General features: G+C 44.6%; 17 protein-coding genes and 1 pseudogene. All 18 read right to left on the minus strand.

The window, feature by feature from the left end; all coding sequences use genetic code 11:
• Entirely contained in the window at positions 1-3,858 is a 3,858-nt protein-coding gene (locus tag BSCG_RS07635; protein ID WP_004311048.1) for a trifunctional MMPL family transporter/lysophospholipid acyltransferase/class I SAM-dependent methyltransferase, read from the minus strand.
• On the minus strand, positions 3,855-5,045 hold the full coding sequence (locus tag BSCG_RS07630) for a DUF2062 domain-containing protein (protein ID WP_008776725.1): 1,191 nt from the start codon (positions 5,043-5,045) through the stop codon (positions 3,855-3,857). Before BSCG_RS07630 ends, BSCG_RS07635 begins: the two co-directional genes overlap by 4 nt.
• A complete protein-coding gene (locus BSCG_RS07625) occupies positions 5,042-5,476 on the minus strand; it encodes a 3-hydroxylacyl-ACP dehydratase (protein ID WP_004311046.1) in 435 nt (144 codons plus the stop codon). Before BSCG_RS07625 ends, BSCG_RS07630 begins: the two co-directional genes overlap by 4 nt.
• Positions 5,477-5,479: 3 nt before the next feature.
• Complete coding sequence (locus BSCG_RS07620) at positions 5,480-6,040, minus strand: hypothetical protein (protein ID WP_004305461.1); 561 nt, start codon at positions 6,038-6,040, stop codon at positions 5,480-5,482.
• Entirely contained in the window at positions 6,015-6,650 is a 636-nt protein-coding gene (locus BSCG_RS07615; protein ID WP_004305460.1) for a LolA family protein, read from the minus strand. Before BSCG_RS07615 ends, BSCG_RS07620 begins: the two co-directional genes overlap by 26 nt.
• Positions 6,651-6,663: 13 nt before the next feature.
• Positions 6,664-7,341 (minus strand): polysaccharide deacetylase family protein, encoded by a 678-nt coding sequence (locus tag BSCG_RS07610; RefSeq protein ID WP_004324729.1) that lies wholly within the window; start codon positions 7,339-7,341, stop codon positions 6,664-6,666.
• Entirely contained in the window at positions 7,338-8,336 is a 999-nt protein-coding gene (locus BSCG_RS07605) for a beta-ketoacyl synthase chain length factor (protein ID WP_008776727.1), read from the minus strand. The genes BSCG_RS07610 and BSCG_RS07605 overlap by 4 nt, the downstream gene beginning before the upstream one ends.
• A 24-nt stretch (positions 8,337-8,360) precedes the next feature.
• A complete protein-coding gene (locus BSCG_RS07600; protein ID WP_004311043.1) occupies positions 8,361-9,551 on the minus strand; it encodes a beta-ketoacyl-[acyl-carrier-protein] synthase family protein in 1,191 nt (396 codons plus the stop codon).
• Positions 9,552-9,554: 3 nt separating this feature from the next.
• Positions 9,555-9,836, minus strand: coding sequence for a phosphopantetheine-binding protein (locus BSCG_RS07595; protein WP_004297289.1), 282 nt, complete (start codon positions 9,834-9,836; stop codon positions 9,555-9,557).
• The gene (locus tag BSCG_RS07590) at positions 9,829-11,601 is read right to left on the minus strand and encodes a beta-ketoacyl-[acyl-carrier-protein] synthase family protein (RefSeq protein WP_004311041.1); all 1,773 of its coding nucleotides are present in this window, start codon (positions 11,599-11,601) and stop codon (positions 9,829-9,831) included. Before BSCG_RS07590 ends, BSCG_RS07595 begins: the two co-directional genes overlap by 8 nt.
• Positions 11,586-12,029 (minus strand): acyl-CoA thioesterase, encoded by a 444-nt coding sequence (locus BSCG_RS0127645; RefSeq protein ID WP_004324733.1) that lies wholly within the window; start codon positions 12,027-12,029, stop codon positions 11,586-11,588. The genes BSCG_RS07590 and BSCG_RS0127645 overlap by 16 nt, the downstream gene beginning before the upstream one ends.
• 3 nt (positions 12,030-12,032) lie before the next feature.
• Positions 12,033-12,464 (minus strand): annotated as a pseudogene (locus BSCG_RS0127650) (hydroxymyristoyl-ACP dehydratase); the annotation flags it as partial.
• Positions 12,461-13,531 carry a class I SAM-dependent methyltransferase gene (locus tag BSCG_RS07585; RefSeq protein WP_004311039.1) on the minus strand — a complete coding sequence of 357 codons (1,071 nt, stop codon included), beginning with the start codon at positions 13,529-13,531 and terminating at the stop codon, positions 12,461-12,463. The gene BSCG_RS07585 and the pseudogene BSCG_RS0127650, both read right to left, overlap by 4 nt.
• An 18-nt stretch (positions 13,532-13,549) precedes the next feature.
• Positions 13,550-14,467 (minus strand): acyltransferase, encoded by a 918-nt coding sequence (locus BSCG_RS07580; protein WP_004305451.1) that lies wholly within the window; start codon positions 14,465-14,467, stop codon positions 13,550-13,552.
• A gap of 2 nt (positions 14,468-14,469) precedes the next feature.
• Positions 14,470-14,721 (minus strand): acyl carrier protein, encoded by a 252-nt coding sequence (locus tag BSCG_RS07575; protein ID WP_004305450.1) that lies wholly within the window; start codon positions 14,719-14,721, stop codon positions 14,470-14,472.
• Between the two features lie 21 nt (positions 14,722-14,742).
• Positions 14,743-15,966: a beta-ketoacyl-[acyl-carrier-protein] synthase family protein gene (locus BSCG_RS07570; protein WP_004305449.1), complete on the minus strand. Its 1,224-nt coding sequence runs from the start codon at positions 15,964-15,966 to the stop codon at positions 14,743-14,745.
• 26 nt (positions 15,967-15,992) lie between these two features.
• A complete protein-coding gene (gene fabG / locus BSCG_RS07565; protein ID WP_004297297.1) occupies positions 15,993-16,721 on the minus strand; it encodes a 3-oxoacyl-ACP reductase FabG in 729 nt (242 codons plus the stop codon).
• A 1-nt stretch (position 16,722) separates the two neighbouring features.
• Positions 16,723-18,246, minus strand: coding sequence for a histidine ammonia-lyase (gene hutH / locus BSCG_RS07560; protein ID WP_004305448.1), 1,524 nt, complete (start codon positions 18,244-18,246; stop codon positions 16,723-16,725).
• Between the last annotated feature and the right edge of the window lie 9 nt (positions 18,247-18,255).

Below are 18,255 nucleotides of genomic sequence, written 5' to 3' on the forward strand. Positions count from 1 at the left end.
CTAGTTCGGTTTTCTAAATATGTAAATGGTGTTTGATGTATATTTGTCATTAGGAATGATTTCGACAGCCATTCCACAGGCGACTGCTATTTCCCGTAATTGGGTTTCAGTGGTGAAATACAGCTCTCCGGTTGTCCGGTTGAAGTTGAAGATACGGGTGGATAGTAATTCCGTGAACCGGGTTAACCGGTGCTTGGAAGCGTTGGCTGAATTTCCGTCGCGTATGATAATCATTCCTTGTGAACGCAAGCGACCGGCACATTTCAACAATAGGGTTTGTTGATGTTCGTAGCTCATATAGTGAAGCATGTCGTTCAGGATAAAGACATCACTTTCCGGCAGGGGATATTCCAATGCATTGCCATGCTTGAACTGGAGATGCTCGTTGCGTAACCATCCGTGCTGCGCCAGCGCTATCTTGTCTTCATCGTAATCAATACCCAGGATTTCCCGGTCCTCGGAAAGCAGAGACAGCATATAGCATAACGGGCCGAAGCCGCAACCGATGTCTGTGATTTGCCCTTGGACGGGAATCAACCGGTTGAATAGCCGGTAATTCTTTTCCATCTTTACTTTAATACGGATATACCATTCTACGACGGGACCTTTATAGATATAGTTCTGGATAAGAGCTTCGTAGAACGCCGGATTGTCCGTCGTGTTCTGTTCACGGCAGATACGGGCATAAACCTCTTTCATGTAAGCGGATATGCGTTTGGTACGCTCCTGATAAGTACTTCCGAAAGACAGATCGTCTAGTGGTATACGGGGAAGTATTTCTGTATAGATGATTCCTTTCCGGATATTGAAAGGCTGTGCTTTGGCAATGATTTTGTTATTACCGTAAAGCAGGATCGGCAGAATATCCAGTTTCAATGCTTCTGCCAGATAGAATGCTCCTTTGTGGAAACGTTTCATCTTTCCGTTATAGGTACGTGTGCCTTCCGGGAAAATGGCGATGGAGTAGCCCTCCTTCACTTTTTTCCGCATCCGTTCCATATATTGCTCGTATCCTTCGCCTATATAATAGAAGTCGACATAACGAATGATGGCTCCGAAGAAAGGAGAGTGCCATACCCAATGGTTGGTTACCATCAGGATTTTAGATGAAAGAGACAGCAATACCAGAATGTCGATGAACGACTGGTGGTTGGCAATGATAATTGCCGGATGCCGGAAGCGTTCGTTGGCTTTGTTGATATGTTCTTTTTTGACGGCGGTGGCCAGTAGCAAAATTCCTTTGCAGGTGATTTGTATCAGGCGGCACACCAAACGCTGCTTGCTGCTTTTGCGCACAGGCACCGGATAAAGCAGGATAATCAATATACGGAGGACGATGCAGCCGATAAAGAAAAGCAGGAAGAGCAACACGGTACGTATCAATCCGATAAGCGTATAAGGCGGTAATCCTTTGGAAGCGGGGCCTGCGATGAAGAACCGGAAAATGAGTGGCTGAATGGTATAAGCCACCAGTACCACTGCTATCATACCCAGAATGGAAATCAGGGAAATGGATTGCAAAGCCGGGTGTTTGGCAAACACAAGTGCTCCCATACCGACCACTGTGGTGAAGGCGGAGAAGAAGATGGCTGTTTTATGGGAATTCAACACCTTCTGACCTGTACGGTATTTGTTTTGTAGCCCGTCCATAATGAAGATACTGAAGTCATCTCCAATGCCAAAGATAAAGGTGGACAGGATGATGTTGATAATATTGAACTCAATCCCCAGAATTCCCATCAATCCCAAGATGATTACCCAGCTGATTAGCATTGGGAGAAAGCTCATCAGGGTAAGTTCGATACGTCCGTAGGAGAACCATAGTGCAAAGAATATGAGGAAAGAAGAGATGTACAGAATCAGGTAAAAGTCGTCATTGATGGCCGATACCCATTTGTTGGCAAAATAGGAACGGTCGAAGATGACTACATTCGGGTCTTTATTAAAGTTCTGGTACACAGCTTCCTTATTCGGTTCGCTGATCCGTATCTGGCTGATAAGCATGGTGATGGAATCGGCAGAGGTTTGCCATTCATTCAATAGCTTGCCGGATAAATCGTCTTCTTGCGCGGTGTAATGATATTCACCGAAAGGCTGGTTCATCCATTGATAAAAAGGTTCGAAGCTTCCCGGGCGGAAACGATATTCGGCGGCAACTGTTTCCAACTGTTCACGGACTTGTTGCTGTTTTTCATCCGTCCAGTAATCTTTCCATTTCTTCAGGCGTTTTTGCTGCTCTTGCGGAGAGATCAGAAACTGTGAGGCGGAGGCATACTCTTTGATGAGTCCCTGCTCTTTCAGTGCCGATAACTTCTGATTGGTCGTTGCATAAATTTCGGTAGCCTGATTCATGTCTTTGCCCACACTGACAAAAAGCACGGTCTTTTCGTCGTTGTCGAAGAGTTGCAGTAATTTTTCTTCCGATTGTTGGAGATGGCGGGGCTCATAGTTGAGACTCATCATATCGTTGTTGAAGCCTACCTTTTGCGAAGTAAACAAACAGATCACTGTAATGAGGAGGATGCCGCCTACCAGCCATTTATTCTTTTCGTAAGAATAAGCATTTATTTTCTCGATGATGCGTAGTATGCGTCCCTGTTTGACGTCTGCCTGTCCTTTCAGAAAATGAGGCAGGTAAATGAGACAGAAGAGGGTGGTGCCCACCAATGCCAGAGAGGCAAACAATCCGAAGTCGCGTAACAGATCGGAACTGGTGAATATCAATCCCAGAAATGCGCCGATAGTGGTGAAACTACCTACCGTAAGCGGATAGGCTATCTCTTTAATAAGTTGTTGAACGGTGGAAACATGGTTCTGGTGTGCCAGCATGTGAATGGAATAGCTTAGTGCAATACCCATCACTGCCGAACCAGCTCCCACTGCAATGGCGGAGATACTTCCTTTGATAAAGAAAATGAGAAACAGGGCAAATAATCCTCCGAACAGTACTGGAGTAATAATCAACGGTATCGATCTCTTTCGTTTAAAAACGAGTGAGATGAATACAATGATGATAAGCAGTGCCAGAGAGGAGGTCAGGATGGTATCTTTCTTAATCTGACGGGCGTTGTAGACTCCCACGGAGGGACCGCCGAAGTATTCAGCTCGAATGGTAGGAGATTCTCCCTGTACGTGCTTGAGCTCTTCTTCGAGTATCTTTATCAGTTCGTCGTTCTTTCCGGTGCTGCCTGTACTGAATACCGGGGTAATGAACATAAGTAAGGTGGAACCGTCTTTGGAGAAGATATGTTCGTCATAAATCTCGTAGTTGGCTTCCAACTGGAAATCTTGCAAATGTTTCAGGGTTTCGCTTCCCAGTCCGAGCGGGTCCCGGAGAATATAGCTTCTTAATGCAATTCCGGCAGGAGAGAGGAGATTGGTATAATTCTTTTGCATGACAGCCTGTATCCCTTTATCCGTCAGTAAGGAATCGAAGCGTTGATAGTCCGTATCTGTCAGGAAAAGCGGAAGATGTTCATAAACGAAGTCTGTGGCTCCTTGGATGAGGCTTTGGTCTACCTGTGCGAGAATTCCTTTAATCAGTTTTCCTCCGGCTTTTTCAGTCAGGGTTTGTTGCAGTTGTCCGGCTGCTTCTATCAGGGAGTCGGGTTCTACGCGGTGGCAGGTATCTGCCGAGGATAACATAATGATAATCTTATCCTTAATCTTGAGATTGTCGAATACTTTGATTGTGTTCTGGGAATCTTTAGTGTCGGGGAAAAATTGTGTGATGTTCTCTTCGAACCTTACTTGCAGGGCAAAGAATCCCATTAACAGGACACAACTGATGAGTGACAAATAGAACAGAATCTTGTGCCTCTCGAAATAATCATATAGTCCGATAAAAAACTGGGTCATATCTTTTTTTTCCTACACGCCGTGAGCAGAATGAACGCGATGGTTCCTGCCAGTATGCTGCAACCGACTGCAAAGATAACACTTCCTATTAAATATTGCTCTATGACTGATTTTACATTTTCAAAAGAAAGTTCGTTTAAATGCAGATTGACAGGATCTCCCAGCACTTTGCAACCGGTTACGTAACTGCCGTACAGCAAAAATGGAATCATCGGAGGGATACTGATATTGGCTGCTACAATAGCTATGACTTTATTCAGTCTGAACAAATGTGCCAGAAATAACGTGATTAGCATTTGATATCCCCATACCGGAACGATCCCCATGAATACGCCGAGTGTGATGGCAGCCGTGATCCGCAGATTAGATTCGGGGGAGTGGGTGACATGATCCGAGAAAAACTGCTTGCAGTTCTTCCAGGTCAGTTTACGGAAGAAGTTCCGGGGGATGATCCAAAGGAAAGTGACGAGCACCAGTACTGTGTTCAGGATACTGATACGGGTGAAATCGCGGAACGGTCGGAAATGAGAAACTCGCTCTTCCTGTGGCGGATAATAAACATGTACCGGAATGTTTTTAACGGTAATGCCTCCCCAGGCAGCAAAGACAAGTGCTTCCAACTCAAATTCGTATTTGGCGGTGTAATACCACTTGTCCACATTCATTCGTTGGATGGGGTACAGGCGGTAGCCGGATTGAGTATCTTGCAGTTTGATACCTGTTTCGAGGGTAAACCAGAAGTTGGAAAACTTATTGGCAAATGTATTCTTTCCCGGCATATTGTCCGAGGCGAGGTTACGGGCACCTACCAATAATGTGTCCGGTTCCTTTTCTATGGCTTCGATCAATGCAGGGATATCCGAAGCGAAATGCTGTCCGTCAGAATCAATGGTGATAGCATACCGGAATCCTTGCTTTTTGGCAAAGGATAGTCCATGTCTCAAAGCTACTCCTTTTCCTTGATTGACAGGGTGGGTGATGGTATGTAAGTTAGATTCCCGGCTAAGTATTTCGGCAGTTTCATCTGTAGAACCGTCGTTGACAACAAGGATATCGGGGGCGTAGAAACGTACACTTTCTATGACGTCCGCCAGTGTCTTTCCATTGTTGTAACTTGGGATGATAACGATGATCCCTAATTGTTTCAACTTCTCGTGCCAATAGGCTGTACTTATTTGTTCCTTCATACTGTCGGGGTAAGTGCAGCTTTTAGTTTGATGAAACATTCGTTCTTTACGGTATTTTCCTCTACAGTGCTCTCTTTCACAGTACTCTTTTTTACAGCTTCCTTCTTTATAGTCCCTTCCGCTTGCAACTGAAGTGTACCTTCTTCTGTCTCTTTAAAAGTCAGTGCCACCGAAATATGCGGTGTTTCTATAGGATTGATAGCCGAAAGAAACTTGCAGGAAGACACTTGTGTTACTTGCAATTTTTGCTGGCGAATGTCTTCTACACATTCCTTGATAAGTTGTAACAGGCAAACTCCCGGAACTACCGGATGTCCGGGGAAATGTCCCTGATAAACAGGATGCCCGGGATTCAACTTTACCTGGATAGTCCAGATCGTTGAGTCCGATGATTCGGAGGAAAGGATGGTATAGAAGTTATCAAGTAGCATATATTAAATCTCTTTAGATAGTTTGTCCAGACGGATCGTTAACCGAATCCACGGATGTTTGATTTTTATTTGTGCGGGATCGCCCGGAGTATTGCCAATGATGTAGACCACTGACTTTCCAAAGCCTTTTCCACTGGTTCTTTTTTCAGTAGCACTGTCTTTAGTCGTTTTCACACGAATATCTTTCCCACTTAAGAACAGACGTCTGAAATCCATCTCCAGAAGTTTCAGCACCTTTTCCTTTTTCATGGGTTCAATGCAACTGTTGACAGTAAACTGATCGTTGCGAAGAGAAAAATCGAAAAGGCTTAGTCCGAAGTAGGTAGACGCTACGATCCGGATTTCGTTATCAGGCATACGGCGTACTATTAGCATACCGCTCATGTGATGTTTCATGAAATCCAGTTGGATATTGTATTTTTGCGAGCTTTCTCCTTGTGTTAGTTCGATAGCGGGGAGCACAGTACTTCCTTCCCCGCTCATCCGTGGAGAGCAGGAAGTCTGGATCTGTATCCATAAGAACAGCAGAACCATCAGACTAACGAATCGCAAACTTCGTCTCATTCTTCAGGGAGTTGAACTTTTTATTATAGAATTCGTATTCTGTATAGTTTGTGGCTGTTTCGGACAGACGGAGTTTGTGTACCGACATATCTTTCTTGTCCAGATAGATTTCTATACCGGCAATATAGGCTTGTACCGCTTTGTTGGTCGGTTTTATTTTAACCAGATAGTATCGTGCGTCTTCAAAATACTCCAGCAGGTAGTTGGACGACATTTTAGACAGGTCGCCTATCATACACGCGGTCAGCATATCCTGCATCTGTGCCATCATTTTGTTCGAACTAAGATTCATGATGCTTTTCTTGCCATCCGAAACGATTTTGAGCTTACTGCCATTTATCACGATGAGATAATCCATCGGGCGGAAATATTCCATGCAGATTTTATGGGTCTTCTGGTAGTAGAACTTCCCTTTGGAAGTAACCTTCTCATCGAATACATCGAGATATTTCACTTGGGTGAAATCGCTTTCGATGGACTCTACGGTTTGCGCCTCCTTTGCCAGGCGGCTTTCAAACTCTGTCTTTTGCGCCATCTTTTTCATGCCCTGGGCATGGGTAGAGGCTATTGACAAGAAGAAAAGCGATAAATATATTAATAAAGTTCTCATACCTTTTTTTATTTTATGCCAATAGTTTGTCCGGACGGACAACGGTATATCCTTGTTCTTTCAGCAAATCCAAGATTTGTTTCACTAGCTGGTCGCTGTCCGGCATCCGGTCGTGCAACAGAATAATGGCTCCCGGTTCAAGACGTTTCCGAATCCTGGCAAGGACTTTATCCGGTGCTTGTTGTGTATCCAGTGTACGGATGCTCCATCCTATAGGGGTATATCCTAACTGTCGAACGGCTTTCGCAATCGTTGGATTAGTGACACCGAACGGCGGACGAAACAAACTAACCGGCTGCGAAGTTACTCGTTCTAGTTCACACTGACAAGTTTGCAAGTCTTTTTTCATCTTGGAGAGCCCGTATAGCGGGAATAAACCGGAATGGGTATGCGAATGATTTCCAATCAGATGACCTTCTGCCACCATTTTTTGCAAGATTGCTTCATTCCCTTTTACCTTATGACCGATACAGAAGAAACAGGCGGTTACCTGATATTCTTTTAGTACCTGAAGAACTTTGGGAGTCTGTAGGGAGTCGGGGCCGTCATCAAAAGTCAGGGCGACAATCTTTTCCGCAGTATGCTTTTTGCAAAATGACCGGAGGTAAATTCCCGATTGAATGCTATAAGAGGCATAAACGAGAAAAGACAGGAGCAAGAGCAAGCAAAGAAGGAGGCAAACGATTATCATACGCTTTTCCGGATTAGAATCAATGAATGATTGATGGAGTGGTGATGATTGTAAATCAATATATGGGTCGAGGTAGTGCAGTTGACCGATTCGTTCACTGCTTTCCATACCGCATACGATGTTGCGGTAGGATATTCACCACATTCATTCTTAAAACTAAGATGAACACTTTCCGGGAAAAGGTTTGTTTCAAGCTCTTCATAAATAGAGTTGCCATTGTCGACAGTTTGCTCGTGAGAGTCATCTTGATTGTGTGGCTTCTTGTTTTTCCCGGTAACCAACCACTGAATATCCTGACATTCTAAACCATTTCGTTGCAAAAAACGGATGATTCGGGAGCTGATTTCTTCTGTAGTCTGTTTCCTGATGAAAGTTTCGATTCCCTGTATTTCAGCCAACGGATGCTCTCCGGCTTCCCGACTTAACAGAAAGAATTGAGCACCTTCTCCGGCTGCTATCCCTTTCAGCATTCCCAGCCGTTGCTGAATCGTGTAACAGGTTTCTGTCATTTCATCGATGGCTCCCACAAGTATATTCTCGCTTCCTTCTTCTATTTTCATCATAGCGTCCAATAAAGCACTTTCAAAACTAAGTCCACGGTGGACATAAGTCATGTTGTAGGCATGTATTTGATGAATCAGAGCTATTTGTGCACCGATTGTATTGAATGTCGACTGGATAAAAGGAGTAGGATTCAGCATCCGCTCTTCATTATCCAATAGGTTGTTCAGGAATTTTTCCGTATCTGTCAAGCAGCCCAATCCTGTTGCTGTGATGATTCCTTGTATCTTTTCAGGAGATAGTTCACCCATACATTCCAATCCGCAAGCCACCCCCATTTTTACGATACGGCTCATGCGTCTGCGCAAGGTCGCATTGGTGATAATATCCTTATAATCGGGTTCGCAAGCCTGAAGATAAGGGCGATTATTTCCTGGTGAATGATCCTTTGGCGGATGAATGGAAGCGATGCGTTGAATATAAACTGGCTGCATAGGCTTAAATACTTAAAGGTGCGTTTATGCTGGAAAATTCGTTGCGGAAAAGAGGAGCGATGAATCGTTTCCTCCGAAACCGAAAGAGTTGGATAACACATGTCGGATGGGGATTCCTTCTTGAAAAGAGGTTTCCGGTATCAGTCCTGTTTCCGGCATCGCATCCGTAAAGTTCAGGTTGGGATAAATCAGCCCTTTATCTATTGAAAGAACGGAGTAAACAGCTTCAATTCCTTCGGAAGCTCCTAAGGTATGTCCGATAAAAGCTTTTACCGAACTAAATGGCGGAACGTGTTCTCCAAAGATTCTTCGGAGCGCCATGCCTTCTGACGCATCATTGCCGGGAGTACCTGTTCCATGTACATTGATATAATCGATTTTTTCAAGGGAAATACCACTGGAAGCGATAGCTTCACTCATTGACAGAAAGGCACCGTCCCCTTCAGGAGAACTTCCTGTTTGATGATAAGCCTCATTCGTATTGGCGTAACCGCTAAGTTCGCAATAAGGAGTTCTTTGGAGTGAACTTTCCGATTGAAGCACTAAGTAACCGGCACCTTCTCCCAGATTTAATCCGGTACGTGAGCGGTCAAAGGGACGGCAATGTGTTTTGTCCAAAATCATCAGGGAGTTGAATCCATTGAGCGTAAACCGGCAAAGTGCATCCGTACCTCCCACGATAGCAGCATCCAGTAGCCCGTGTTTAATCATTCTTGCTCCCAGCATGATGGCATTGGCTGCTGACGAGCAGGCTGTACTGATGGTGGTTATAAAATCATTGATACCCAAATACGAAGCAATCAATTCTGTACTGGCTCCGCAGTCGTGTGAAATTACTTCCCGTAACCGTCCCTGTCCCGGGTTTTTCTTGAAAGATTCATAGAAGTGCTCGCTCAAATCCATGCCGCCAACGGAAGTGGCGGAAATAAAACCGATACGTAATGGTGGTGTGAGTCCCGCATCTTTCATTGCTTCTTTGGCTGCTATCATTCCCAACAAGGCCGTACGTGATACAGTGCGTTGCGGAGGTAAAGAGATCAGTTGCTTTAGTTCCTCATTGCTACGTTTCACTTCGGATACGGGCACATCGAGAGCAGTCGGAAAAAGAGTTACTTTTCCGATGCCATGCTTTCTTTGTCTCAACGCTTCTATATTTTCGGAAACTCCGATACCGATGCCCGAAACAACTCCCAATCCGGTGACGTATATCTTCATCGGTTAAGCTTTGCGATTAGCAATGATGTAGTCTGCCAGTGTACGTACCGAGTAGAAGATTTGTTTTCCTTCACTGGGGTTCTCTATCTTTATACCGTATTCGCGTTCCAGAATCAGGATGATTTCGAGTGCGTCAATGGAGTCAAGGCCAAGACCTTCGTCGCCAAACAGAGGGGCTTCATTGTCAATATCTTCCGGAGTGATTTCTTCAAGGTTCAACTCTTCGATTAGTTTCCCTTTCACTTCGTCCATCAGTTCTCTTTTGGTTTGATCTAAATTATCCATAAATCGTTGATATATTATTAAGTTGTTTAAATTCTGCTTGATAATGTCCGTCCAGTAGTTCGCACCAGCCTATGATACAGGTGCGTAACTTGCCTTTTGCCATCACAATCCTTGCATAATCCTCTAATGAGGCAGCATCGGATTGCCGACGGACAAAGAATGTATTCTCTCCCTGAATCTTGTGCCGGATACAGATTTCTCCCAATACTACATTGGGGAGAGTGTAGACAAACACGGCAGGACTGGCTGCTTTGTCCCCTTCTTTACTGATGATTGCCTGATGTTTGCAGTCCGTATCCAGAGAGGAAGAAGCATTGGCAAGAATGATTCCAATCTCTTCCGGACGGTGGTGTGTATTTTTCAGTAAATATTCGGCAGCTACATATCCCAGCTTACAGAGGTTGTCCATCTTATAGAACTTCATATTGTTTTCTCCCAGATGCTTGTATGCTTCCCGGATGAACGGTGCAAAGTCAGTTTCCGAAGAGCTGAATACAGTTGTTCCTTTACTTTCTACTGCTCCTGGCCTGATTGTGACCATGTTGCCCGATTCCACCACTGCTTTGCAAACTGACGGAGCACTCGCTTTGTCGGTTGCCTGCAAGTTTACTTTCTGTTTCAGGTGAGCATCGGGGAGGGATAATACCAGTGCGGCATTACAGCCTCCGAAACCGGAAGCGGTTTTGATGCAGCATTTCATCGGCATCGGCTGATGAGTGGTATAGACAGTGATAGGCATGGGAACACCGAGTGTTTCATACCCTAAAGTTCCGTAGTATCTTCCTTCTTTTAGTTGCTCTATGCAAAGTATGGTTTCGATAATGCCCGAAGCTCCTAATGTATGACCGAAATAGGGCTTGAGGCTATTCACCGGAACTGCAGCTAATCCCGCCAGATGTATGGCTTTGGATTCCATTTCATCATTGTAAACCGTAGCTGTTCCGTGTGCATTGATAAAGCTAATGTCTTCGGGGAGTGCTCCGGCTTCTTCCATTGCCTGATTAATGGCTAGAGCTAAACCGTCCCCTGTTCGGGAAGGACCGGATATATGGTTGGCGTCATTGCTGATTGCTCCTCCGGAGAGAATAATATGATTCGCGTTTCCTTGAGTTTCTAAAAGAACAGCTCCACAGGCTTCGCCCAGACTTAATCCATCCCGTTGTATATCGTATGGTCGGCAAAGGTGTGCGCTGACAGATCGAAACGATAGAAAGCCGCTGGTAATGAAATGAGAAAGAATATCCCCACCTGCCACAATCACTCGTTTGTAACGTCCTGATTCTATCCATCTCTTAGCGACGATTAGTGCCGAGACTCCTGATATACAGGCATTGGAGATGACCTCTACCTGATTTGTCGCTCCAAAGAAATCTCCGATTCGTTCCGCCATTTTCCAAAGAAAAACCGGACTGTCAGCAGGTAATTCACTCAATAAATCTATATTTCCTTTAGTGGTAGATAATAACAAGGTACAATCCGGCTCCCGCAAGTCGGCTCCCGATTGAGAAATAACCTCTTGGATAGCCAGTATGAATAATTGCTCCATTCGGGTATAATCCGTAATCTGCATCAGCTTCGCCCGTTTTTCCAATTCCACAGAATCAATCATTCCCGCCAATAGGGGATGATCGGAAATTAGGCCGGCTTCTTGCATACGGATTCCGCTTCGGTAGTTATGGATGGCCTCCAGGTTTTCCGGGATGCCGAAACCTAACGAACTAATCAGCGTATGGGCTGTGATGTATATATTTAAAGGATATTCCATTTCTTTTTCCATTCCAGATAAAACGGAGGATTCATAAGCTCCAATTCTTTATTCAGGTTCAGGAACACTTGTATGGTGCTTCCGGTGGCTACTATACTCTGGTCGGTAGCCCGGTAGATAATGTATTCAAATTTTATCTTGGCTGCTTCACAGGCAATATAGCGCGTTTCGACAATCGCTTCTTCACCAAAAGATAGTGATTGTTTGAACTGACAGGTTAAATCCACGATAGGAACCATGTATCCCTCCCGGTAAATACTCATATAATCCAAACCATACTGTTTGCCAAAAGCTTCTCTTCCATCTTCAAAATAGCGCACATACTCACCATGCCATACAATCTGCATGGAGTCTATTTCGCTGAACCGCACTCTGAAGGTAGTCCGGTTAGTCAAAGCTGCAACCTGTTGATTCGTTTTCCGTTTCATTCTTTTTTTTATAAATATTTTCATCCTGCATTCAGCTATCAGCTTGTCTTCCACTTTCACTTGTGCAGAAATCAATGTAATGTCGAATACCTCCTGTACAACGGTAATCTCCGTAAATAGTTTCATCCCGTTCTTTGGCAAATCGTAGATTTTAAGTTTGTCTACCGAGCCGATAAACCCTAACGGTACTTTTTCACCCTGCCGGGTATAAAGAAATCCGATACGTGCCGCTGCTGATTGAGCGATGTGTTCAATAATTCCTGCCTCTTGCAGTTTTCCGGTTTCGTAGAAAATATTATCAGCAGTAACAGTCAGTCCGGAATAAGAATGATTCTTTTCGATACCAAAGAAACTGTCCACCATCACGATGGGCGGACGCTGTGGAATCAAATTGAGTATTCCTTCTCCTTGTATGATAACTTCCCTGTTGTTCATTTCAATCTGCATTGTACAATGCTGTGTCCCATTCCTAAATGGTCATCTATCTTTTCAACTTCCAATCCCGCTGCTTTGATGCACCGTTCCATATCATCCGAATGATACATTTTGCTGTTACCATTTGCCATGGCTGTGAAATAAAGACTGATTTGTGTCAGGCAATAAGCGGCTGTGTCAAACTTTTGCCGGTTCCAGAAAGTTTCCATGATATAGAGGCGACTCTCCCCACTCATAGAACGGGCTGCACGGGTCAGTATGCTGGTTACTTCTTCTTCCGAGAAACAATCAAGGAACTGGCTCATCCAGATAGCATCGAACCCTGTCGGGAAAGGTACTTCGGGATCGAGCAGATTGGCGCCATACCCGTGAATACGCATTGCTCCGGGTAGGTCTTTAGTTTGTTGACGCATCATCTCCAATTGTTGCGGAAGGTCCATAATAGTTACTTCCACTGCATCGTCATAGCTTACGCATTTGGTCGCCCATCGACCGGTATTACCTCCCACATCCAGTAAAGTCTTGGGATGACGGGCGAAAACAATTGCCAAAGCTTCGTCAAACGAGCAATCCGAGTAATAATGATCGAAACCGAACCAGCTCTTTTGTACCTGTGAGGGCAAGCTTGACAGCCCTTCATAGATAGTGCTCCATTCGCCGAATACTTTCAGCCCTCCGGGACGTCCGTTGGTGAGAGCCTCTTCGAGATGGAACATTCCCAGATAGTTGACATCGTGGTTGAAATCCATATTGACACGTACCATCCTGTCGTTGAGCAGGAACCATCCGGCTTTGGCAAGGCGGTAAAGGTTTTCGTGCCGCAATACGGTACCGATCGTTAATGAGGCTTCCAGCAAAACTTGTGTTGCATAAGAAGACAGGCCACAAGCCTTGCTGATTTCTTCTTGTGTCATGCCTGCACGTTCGTCGGCTAGTAACTGGAAAATACCGAATTTGAGCATAAGGCGTGATACCTGAAACACGATGGGCCCGAAAGCTATTTCTTGTGCCAAGCGTTGTGCCTCTACCGCGGTCAACGGTTCCTTATCATATTGATTCTGTTGCATCTTTATTTTGTTATATCTTTATTTCAATCCTTTGGAGGGCGAACCGTCACTCGTGGTTTTCCAGAATGAGTAATAGTTGAACCATTGTTCCGGATGGCGTTTCAGTATTTGGTCCAAAGCGGCCGTATATTGTTCGAGCAGAGCGATCTCTGCTTTCTTTTCTTTGGTTCGTATGACTGGTTCCGTCCTTATAAAATGAAAACGGTAGGTTCTGCCCGGCTCTCTCATGGCAAAGTAGAATACCACCGGAACTTTCATTCGCGAACCAAGCAAGAAAGGACCGGCAGGGAAAGGAGCTTTCTGTCCCAGGAGTGTTCCTGTCAGCAGTTTCTCTTTATTCAGATAACGGTCGCCCTGGAAGCATACATATTCTTTCTTGTTTAACGCCTCGGTAATACGGAAAACGTGTGTCAGGTTATCTTCGTTGACGGGGATAATCTTAAAATCCTTGTCCTGACCATTTTTCTCCAATATCTCTTTGATTCTACGATGTTCGGCATCATACATCACGATATTGATTTTCTTTCCGTAATCGTCGAAGAAAGGAACGCCTATTTCCCAGTTTCCCACATGGGCACCAATCATAATTACTCCCTGTTCGCTGTTCAGCAATTGCAGAAATTCCGGATACCGTTCGAACTCAAACCGGTATTGATCGACTTTTCCGTTACCAATAGCTACTTTGTCAATCAGGATTTGCCCTAACCGGTAATAGTTGCGCAGCAACATACCCAAAGAGCGTATTCGGTTGTATTTCAGAATGTGGCGGGCATAAAACCAGGTGCTTTTAGTGGCTTTCGGAGCAAACGGTACGAAGTACAATACTACCAGACTTAGAAATATATAAGCGGCAGTAATGCCCAGATACTTAATCAGGTAAATAAAGAATAAGTATCCGAATGTTCCTCCCCGGGTTTTGCCTTTCCACGTCGACATATTTACTTGGCTTCCTGCATACGGGTGATAACGAGATCGTAGAAGTCCTGGAAGGTTTTGATACCCGCAAAATCTTGTCCGGTTACGTTGAAGCCGAAGTTCTTTTCTACCAGTACCACCATATCGACCAAGTCCAGGCTGTCCAGTTCAAGAGTTTCCATTAACGGTGCATCCGGCTGGATGACGTCGATGTCTACTTCAAACTCTTCTGCCAGAGTGGTTCTTATCTTCTCGATGATTTCTTCATTTGTCATATATCTGATTTCTTTAGTAAATTATGGATTGATTTTACGTATGATTAGCGTGGAATTGGTTCCTCCGAATCCGAATGAGTTGGAAAGGAACGTATCAAATTCCAGGTTTACCCGTTGGGTAGGTATATTTAATTGTGCAGAGGCCTCGTCCGGTTCCTCGAAATTGAGGTTGGGAGCGATGAAACCGTTGTTCATCATGAGGGTGGAATAGATCACTTCACTGGCACCGGCCATCCACATTTCATGTCCTGTCATAGACTTTGTGGAGGTCACATACGGGTGATGCCCTTCAAATACTTCCGCAATGGCTTTCGCTTCGTTCAAGTCACCTACCGGAGTTGAAGTGGCGTGTGCATTGATATAATTGATCTGTTCGAGTGCAATCCCTGCATCTTTGATAGCCATTTGAAGAGAACGTTTCGGACCGTCCACATTAGGCACGGAGATGTGATCTCCATTGGATGAAAAACCGTAACCGATGACTTCGGCCAAAATGGGAGCTCCTCTTTTTACAGCCGATTCATAACTCTCTAATACCAGACTGGCGGCTCCTCCACTCGGAATCAGTCCGTCACGTCGTTTATCAAAAGGTTTCGAGGCTTTCTCGGGGGCTGCTTCCTGGGTGGAAAATGCGCTTAGTCCGTCGAAACTTCCTACTGCATAAGGATTGACTTCTTGTGCGCCACCGCAAAGAATACAATCCTGTAATCCCGATTTTATAAGCAGGTAACCCATACCAATAGCGTGAGAACCGCTTGCACAGGCTCCGGCAATGGTGAAGTTGACCCCTCTTAGTTTGAAAATAACTGACAGGTTCATTGTCACGGTGGAATTCATCGACTGGAAAATAGAACCGGAACCTACCAGTGCAGTGTTTTTCTTTTCACGAATGATGTCCACTGCATTAATAACAGGAGCGGCACTACTATCATTGCCATACAAAATACCCACTTCATTGGCTTCGAGAAAATCCTCATTAATACCGGCATTACGGAAAGCTTCTAATGTAGCGAGATAAGCATATTCTCCCTGCTCCGGTAGACAGAGACGTTTACGGCGGTCCAACAACTTCTTCAAGTCGGGACGTTCCAATATCCCCGTTAATGCAGAAAAATAACCCAATTCTTTCCGTACTGGGTCTATGCCAATTCCCGATTTCCCATTATATAGTGAGTCTTTTACTTCATCCAGATTCTTGCCGATGCAAGAGTAAATCCCCATTCCCGTGATAACAACTCTTTTCATTATTTTGTCTATTCTATGCTTTTATTTTAAGTATATAGTCCTCCGTTGATGGAAATCACTTCTCCTGTGATGTAGGATGAGGCTGGAGATGCCAGGAAACCGACCAGGTCGGCAACCTCTTCCGGAGTGCCGAAACGTCCCGCGGGAATATGTTTCTTCCATTCGTTCTCATCAATTCCTTCCGTCATATCCGTACGGATGAATCCCGGAGCTACTGCATTGACTGTTACTTTCTTCTTGGCAACTTCCTGTGCCAGTGCTTTGGTAGCAGCTATTACGCCACCTTTGGCTGCGGAGTAATTGGCTTGGCCGGGCATTCCCTGAATGCCCGACAATGACACGATATTTACGATACGTCCATAACGTTTGACCAGCATATTCTTCAATAAAGGCTGTGTCACGTTGAAGAATCCGTTCAGGCTGATATCGAGCACTTTGCTCCATTCTTCTCCTGTCATCCAGAGCATCAGGTTGTCTTTGCGGATACCTGCATTGTTTATCAGTACCTCGATATATTCGTCAGGGTGTTGGGAAGCCCAGTTGCCCAAAGCAAGGGTGATAGCGGCAGGGTCGGTCACATCGAACTTCATCAACTCGCCATTACTTCCTTTTTCCTGTACTAACTGCAACGTTTTCTCCGCTTCTGCGTCATTATTCTGATAATTTATCAGTATAAAGTAGCCCATTTCCGCCAGTTTACAACTGACAGCACGGCCGATACCTCGGCTTCCTCCGGTTACTAATGCATATTTCATTTTATTTATCTTCTTTTTTGAGATAGTCTATCATCATTTCTATCTCTTTATATTTAGGTGTGTCATTGGTAAATACAGGGAAGAAACTGCGTATTTCTTCATAAACCTGCCTGCTTTTGGAACTTAGGCGATCCTGTATTTTCAGGTAGTCGATAGCTTGTGCCATTCCCATAAACTGGATAGCCATCACCTGATAAGAATTCTCAATGACTGTTTTTGCTAATAGAGCCGAGTTGGTTCCCATGCTGACAATATCCTGATTATCATTGTTGTTGGGGATACTGTGTACATACATCGGATTTGATAATGTCTGACATTCCGCTGTGGTGGAGGTTGCAGTGAATTGTGAAGCCTGTAAACCATAGTTCAATCCAAGCACTCCCAAATTTACAAACGGAGGCAGGATGCCATTGATACGGTCGTGGAACAGATAGTTAATCTGTCTTTCGCAAAGCATAGTCAGCTTGGTCACGGCAATTTTCAACTTGTCCATTTCGAAAGAAATGTAATCTCCGTGGAAGTTGCCGCCATGATAAATATTTTGTGTATCCGGATCGACAATCGGATTGTCACAGGCGGAATTTATTTCGTTTATTAATACTTCTTCCGCATTCTCCAGTTCATCGTAAATAGGACCGAGTATTTGCGGAACACATCGCAAGGAATAATAGGGCTGTACTTTGTGTTCGAAGATTTTCTCTTTATGCACCTGGTTGTATAGCTCGTTCTCTCTTTGAAGCACGCATTTACTGCCTGCCACCCATTCTCTCATCATAGCAGCTATCTCTTGTTGACCTTTATGATGCTTGGCCTCGTTTAATGACTGTGCCATAAAATCATCATAAGAGGCGGCAATCTCATTCATCATTACAGAGGCAGCCACCGACCAACGGAGTAGTTTTTTTGCATAAATCAGATTGACAATACCGATGCCTGTCATTACAGAAGTACCGTTTGTAACGGATAAACCTTCACGAATACGCATGGAAAAAGGTTTCAGGCCGTTTTCCTGAAGCACCGTAGCTGCGTTACACAATTTACCCTGATAAAAAACTTCCCCTTCCCCTATTAACGTCAGGGCGATATGGGCCAGTTGTACGAGATCGCCGCTGGCACCTACACTTCCGTGTTCGGGTATGAACGGATAAATTCCGCGGTTGATAAATTCACAGAGGAGAGAAACCAGTTCCAGATGCACTCCTGACTTCCCTTGTAGAAAAGTGTACAAACGGGCAATCATAGCTGCTTTTACATAAAGTTCGGGAAGCGGTTTGCCGGCACCGGTGGAATGGCTTCGGATGATATTATACTGAAGGTCGATCAATGACTGATCTTCTATTCTGTATTGTGCCATTGGGCCGAACCCCGTATTGATACCATAAATAATCTTATCGCTGGAAAAGGATTGCAGAAAATCGAAGCTTTCCTCTACTTTTCGAATACATTCTTCAGAGAGTTCCAGCTTCTCATTATCAAACAATACTTTATGAAGGGTATCTAAATTTATACTTTTGTCAGCTATCATTTTCTGTAC

Source organism: Bacteroides sp. 2_2_4 (assembly GCF_000157055.1).
In the GTDB taxonomy this organism is placed as follows: Bacteria; Bacteroidota; Bacteroidia; order Bacteroidales; family Bacteroidaceae; genus Bacteroides; species Bacteroides ovatus.

Coding starts and splice junctions, on each gene's coding strand:
- BSCG_RS07570 (WP_004305449.1), bottom strand. CDS start 15,966: ATGAAAAGAGTTGTTATCACGGGAATGGGGATTTACTCTTGCATCGGC.
- BSCG_RS07580 (WP_004305451.1), bottom strand. CDS start 14,467: ATGTCGACGTGGAAAGGCAAAACCCGGGGAGGAACATTCGGATACTTA.
- BSCG_RS07575 (WP_004305450.1), bottom strand. CDS start 14,721: ATGACAAATGAAGAAATCATCGAGAAGATAAGAACCACTCTGGCAGAA.
- BSCG_RS07620 (WP_004305461.1), bottom strand. CDS start 6,040: ATGAGACGAAGTTTGCGATTCGTTAGTCTGATGGTTCTGCTGTTCTTA.
- BSCG_RS07625 (WP_004311046.1), bottom strand. CDS start 5,476: ATGCTACTTGATAACTTCTATACCATCCTTTCCTCCGAATCATCGGAC.
- BSCG_RS07605 (WP_008776727.1), bottom strand. CDS start 8,336: ATGCAGCCAGTTTATATTCAACGCATCGCTTCCATTCATCCGCCAAAG.
- BSCG_RS07630 (WP_008776725.1), bottom strand. CDS start 5,045: ATGAAGGAACAAATAAGTACAGCCTATTGGCACGAGAAGTTGAAACAA.
- BSCG_RS07635 (WP_004311048.1), bottom strand. CDS start 3,858: ATGACCCAGTTTTTTATCGGACTATATGATTATTTCGAGAGGCACAAG.
- BSCG_RS07600 (WP_004311043.1), bottom strand. CDS start 9,551: ATGAAGATATACGTCACCGGATTGGGAGTTGTTTCGGGCATCGGTATC.
- fabG (WP_004297297.1), bottom strand. CDS start 16,721: ATGAAATATGCATTAGTAACCGGAGGAAGCCGAGGTATCGGCCGTGCT.
- BSCG_RS0127645 (WP_004324733.1), bottom strand. CDS start 12,029: ATGAAACGGAAAACGAATCAACAGGTTGCAGCTTTGACTAACCGGACT.
- BSCG_RS07610 (WP_004324729.1), bottom strand. CDS start 7,341: ATGATAATCGTTTGCCTCCTTCTTTGCTTGCTCTTGCTCCTGTCTTTT.
- BSCG_RS07585 (WP_004311039.1), bottom strand. CDS start 13,531: ATGCAACAGAATCAATATGATAAGGAACCGTTGACCGCGGTAGAGGCA.
- BSCG_RS07590 (WP_004311041.1), bottom strand. CDS start 11,601: ATGGAATATCCTTTAAATATATACATCACAGCCCATACGCTGATTAGT.
- BSCG_RS07615 (WP_004305460.1), bottom strand. CDS start 6,650: ATGAGAACTTTATTAATATATTTATCGCTTTTCTTCTTGTCAATAGCC.
- BSCG_RS07595 (WP_004297289.1), bottom strand. CDS start 9,836: ATGGATAATTTAGATCAAACCAAAAGAGAACTGATGGACGAAGTGAAA.
- hutH (WP_004305448.1), bottom strand. CDS start 18,246: ATGATAGCTGACAAAAGTATAAATTTAGATACCCTTCATAAAGTATTG.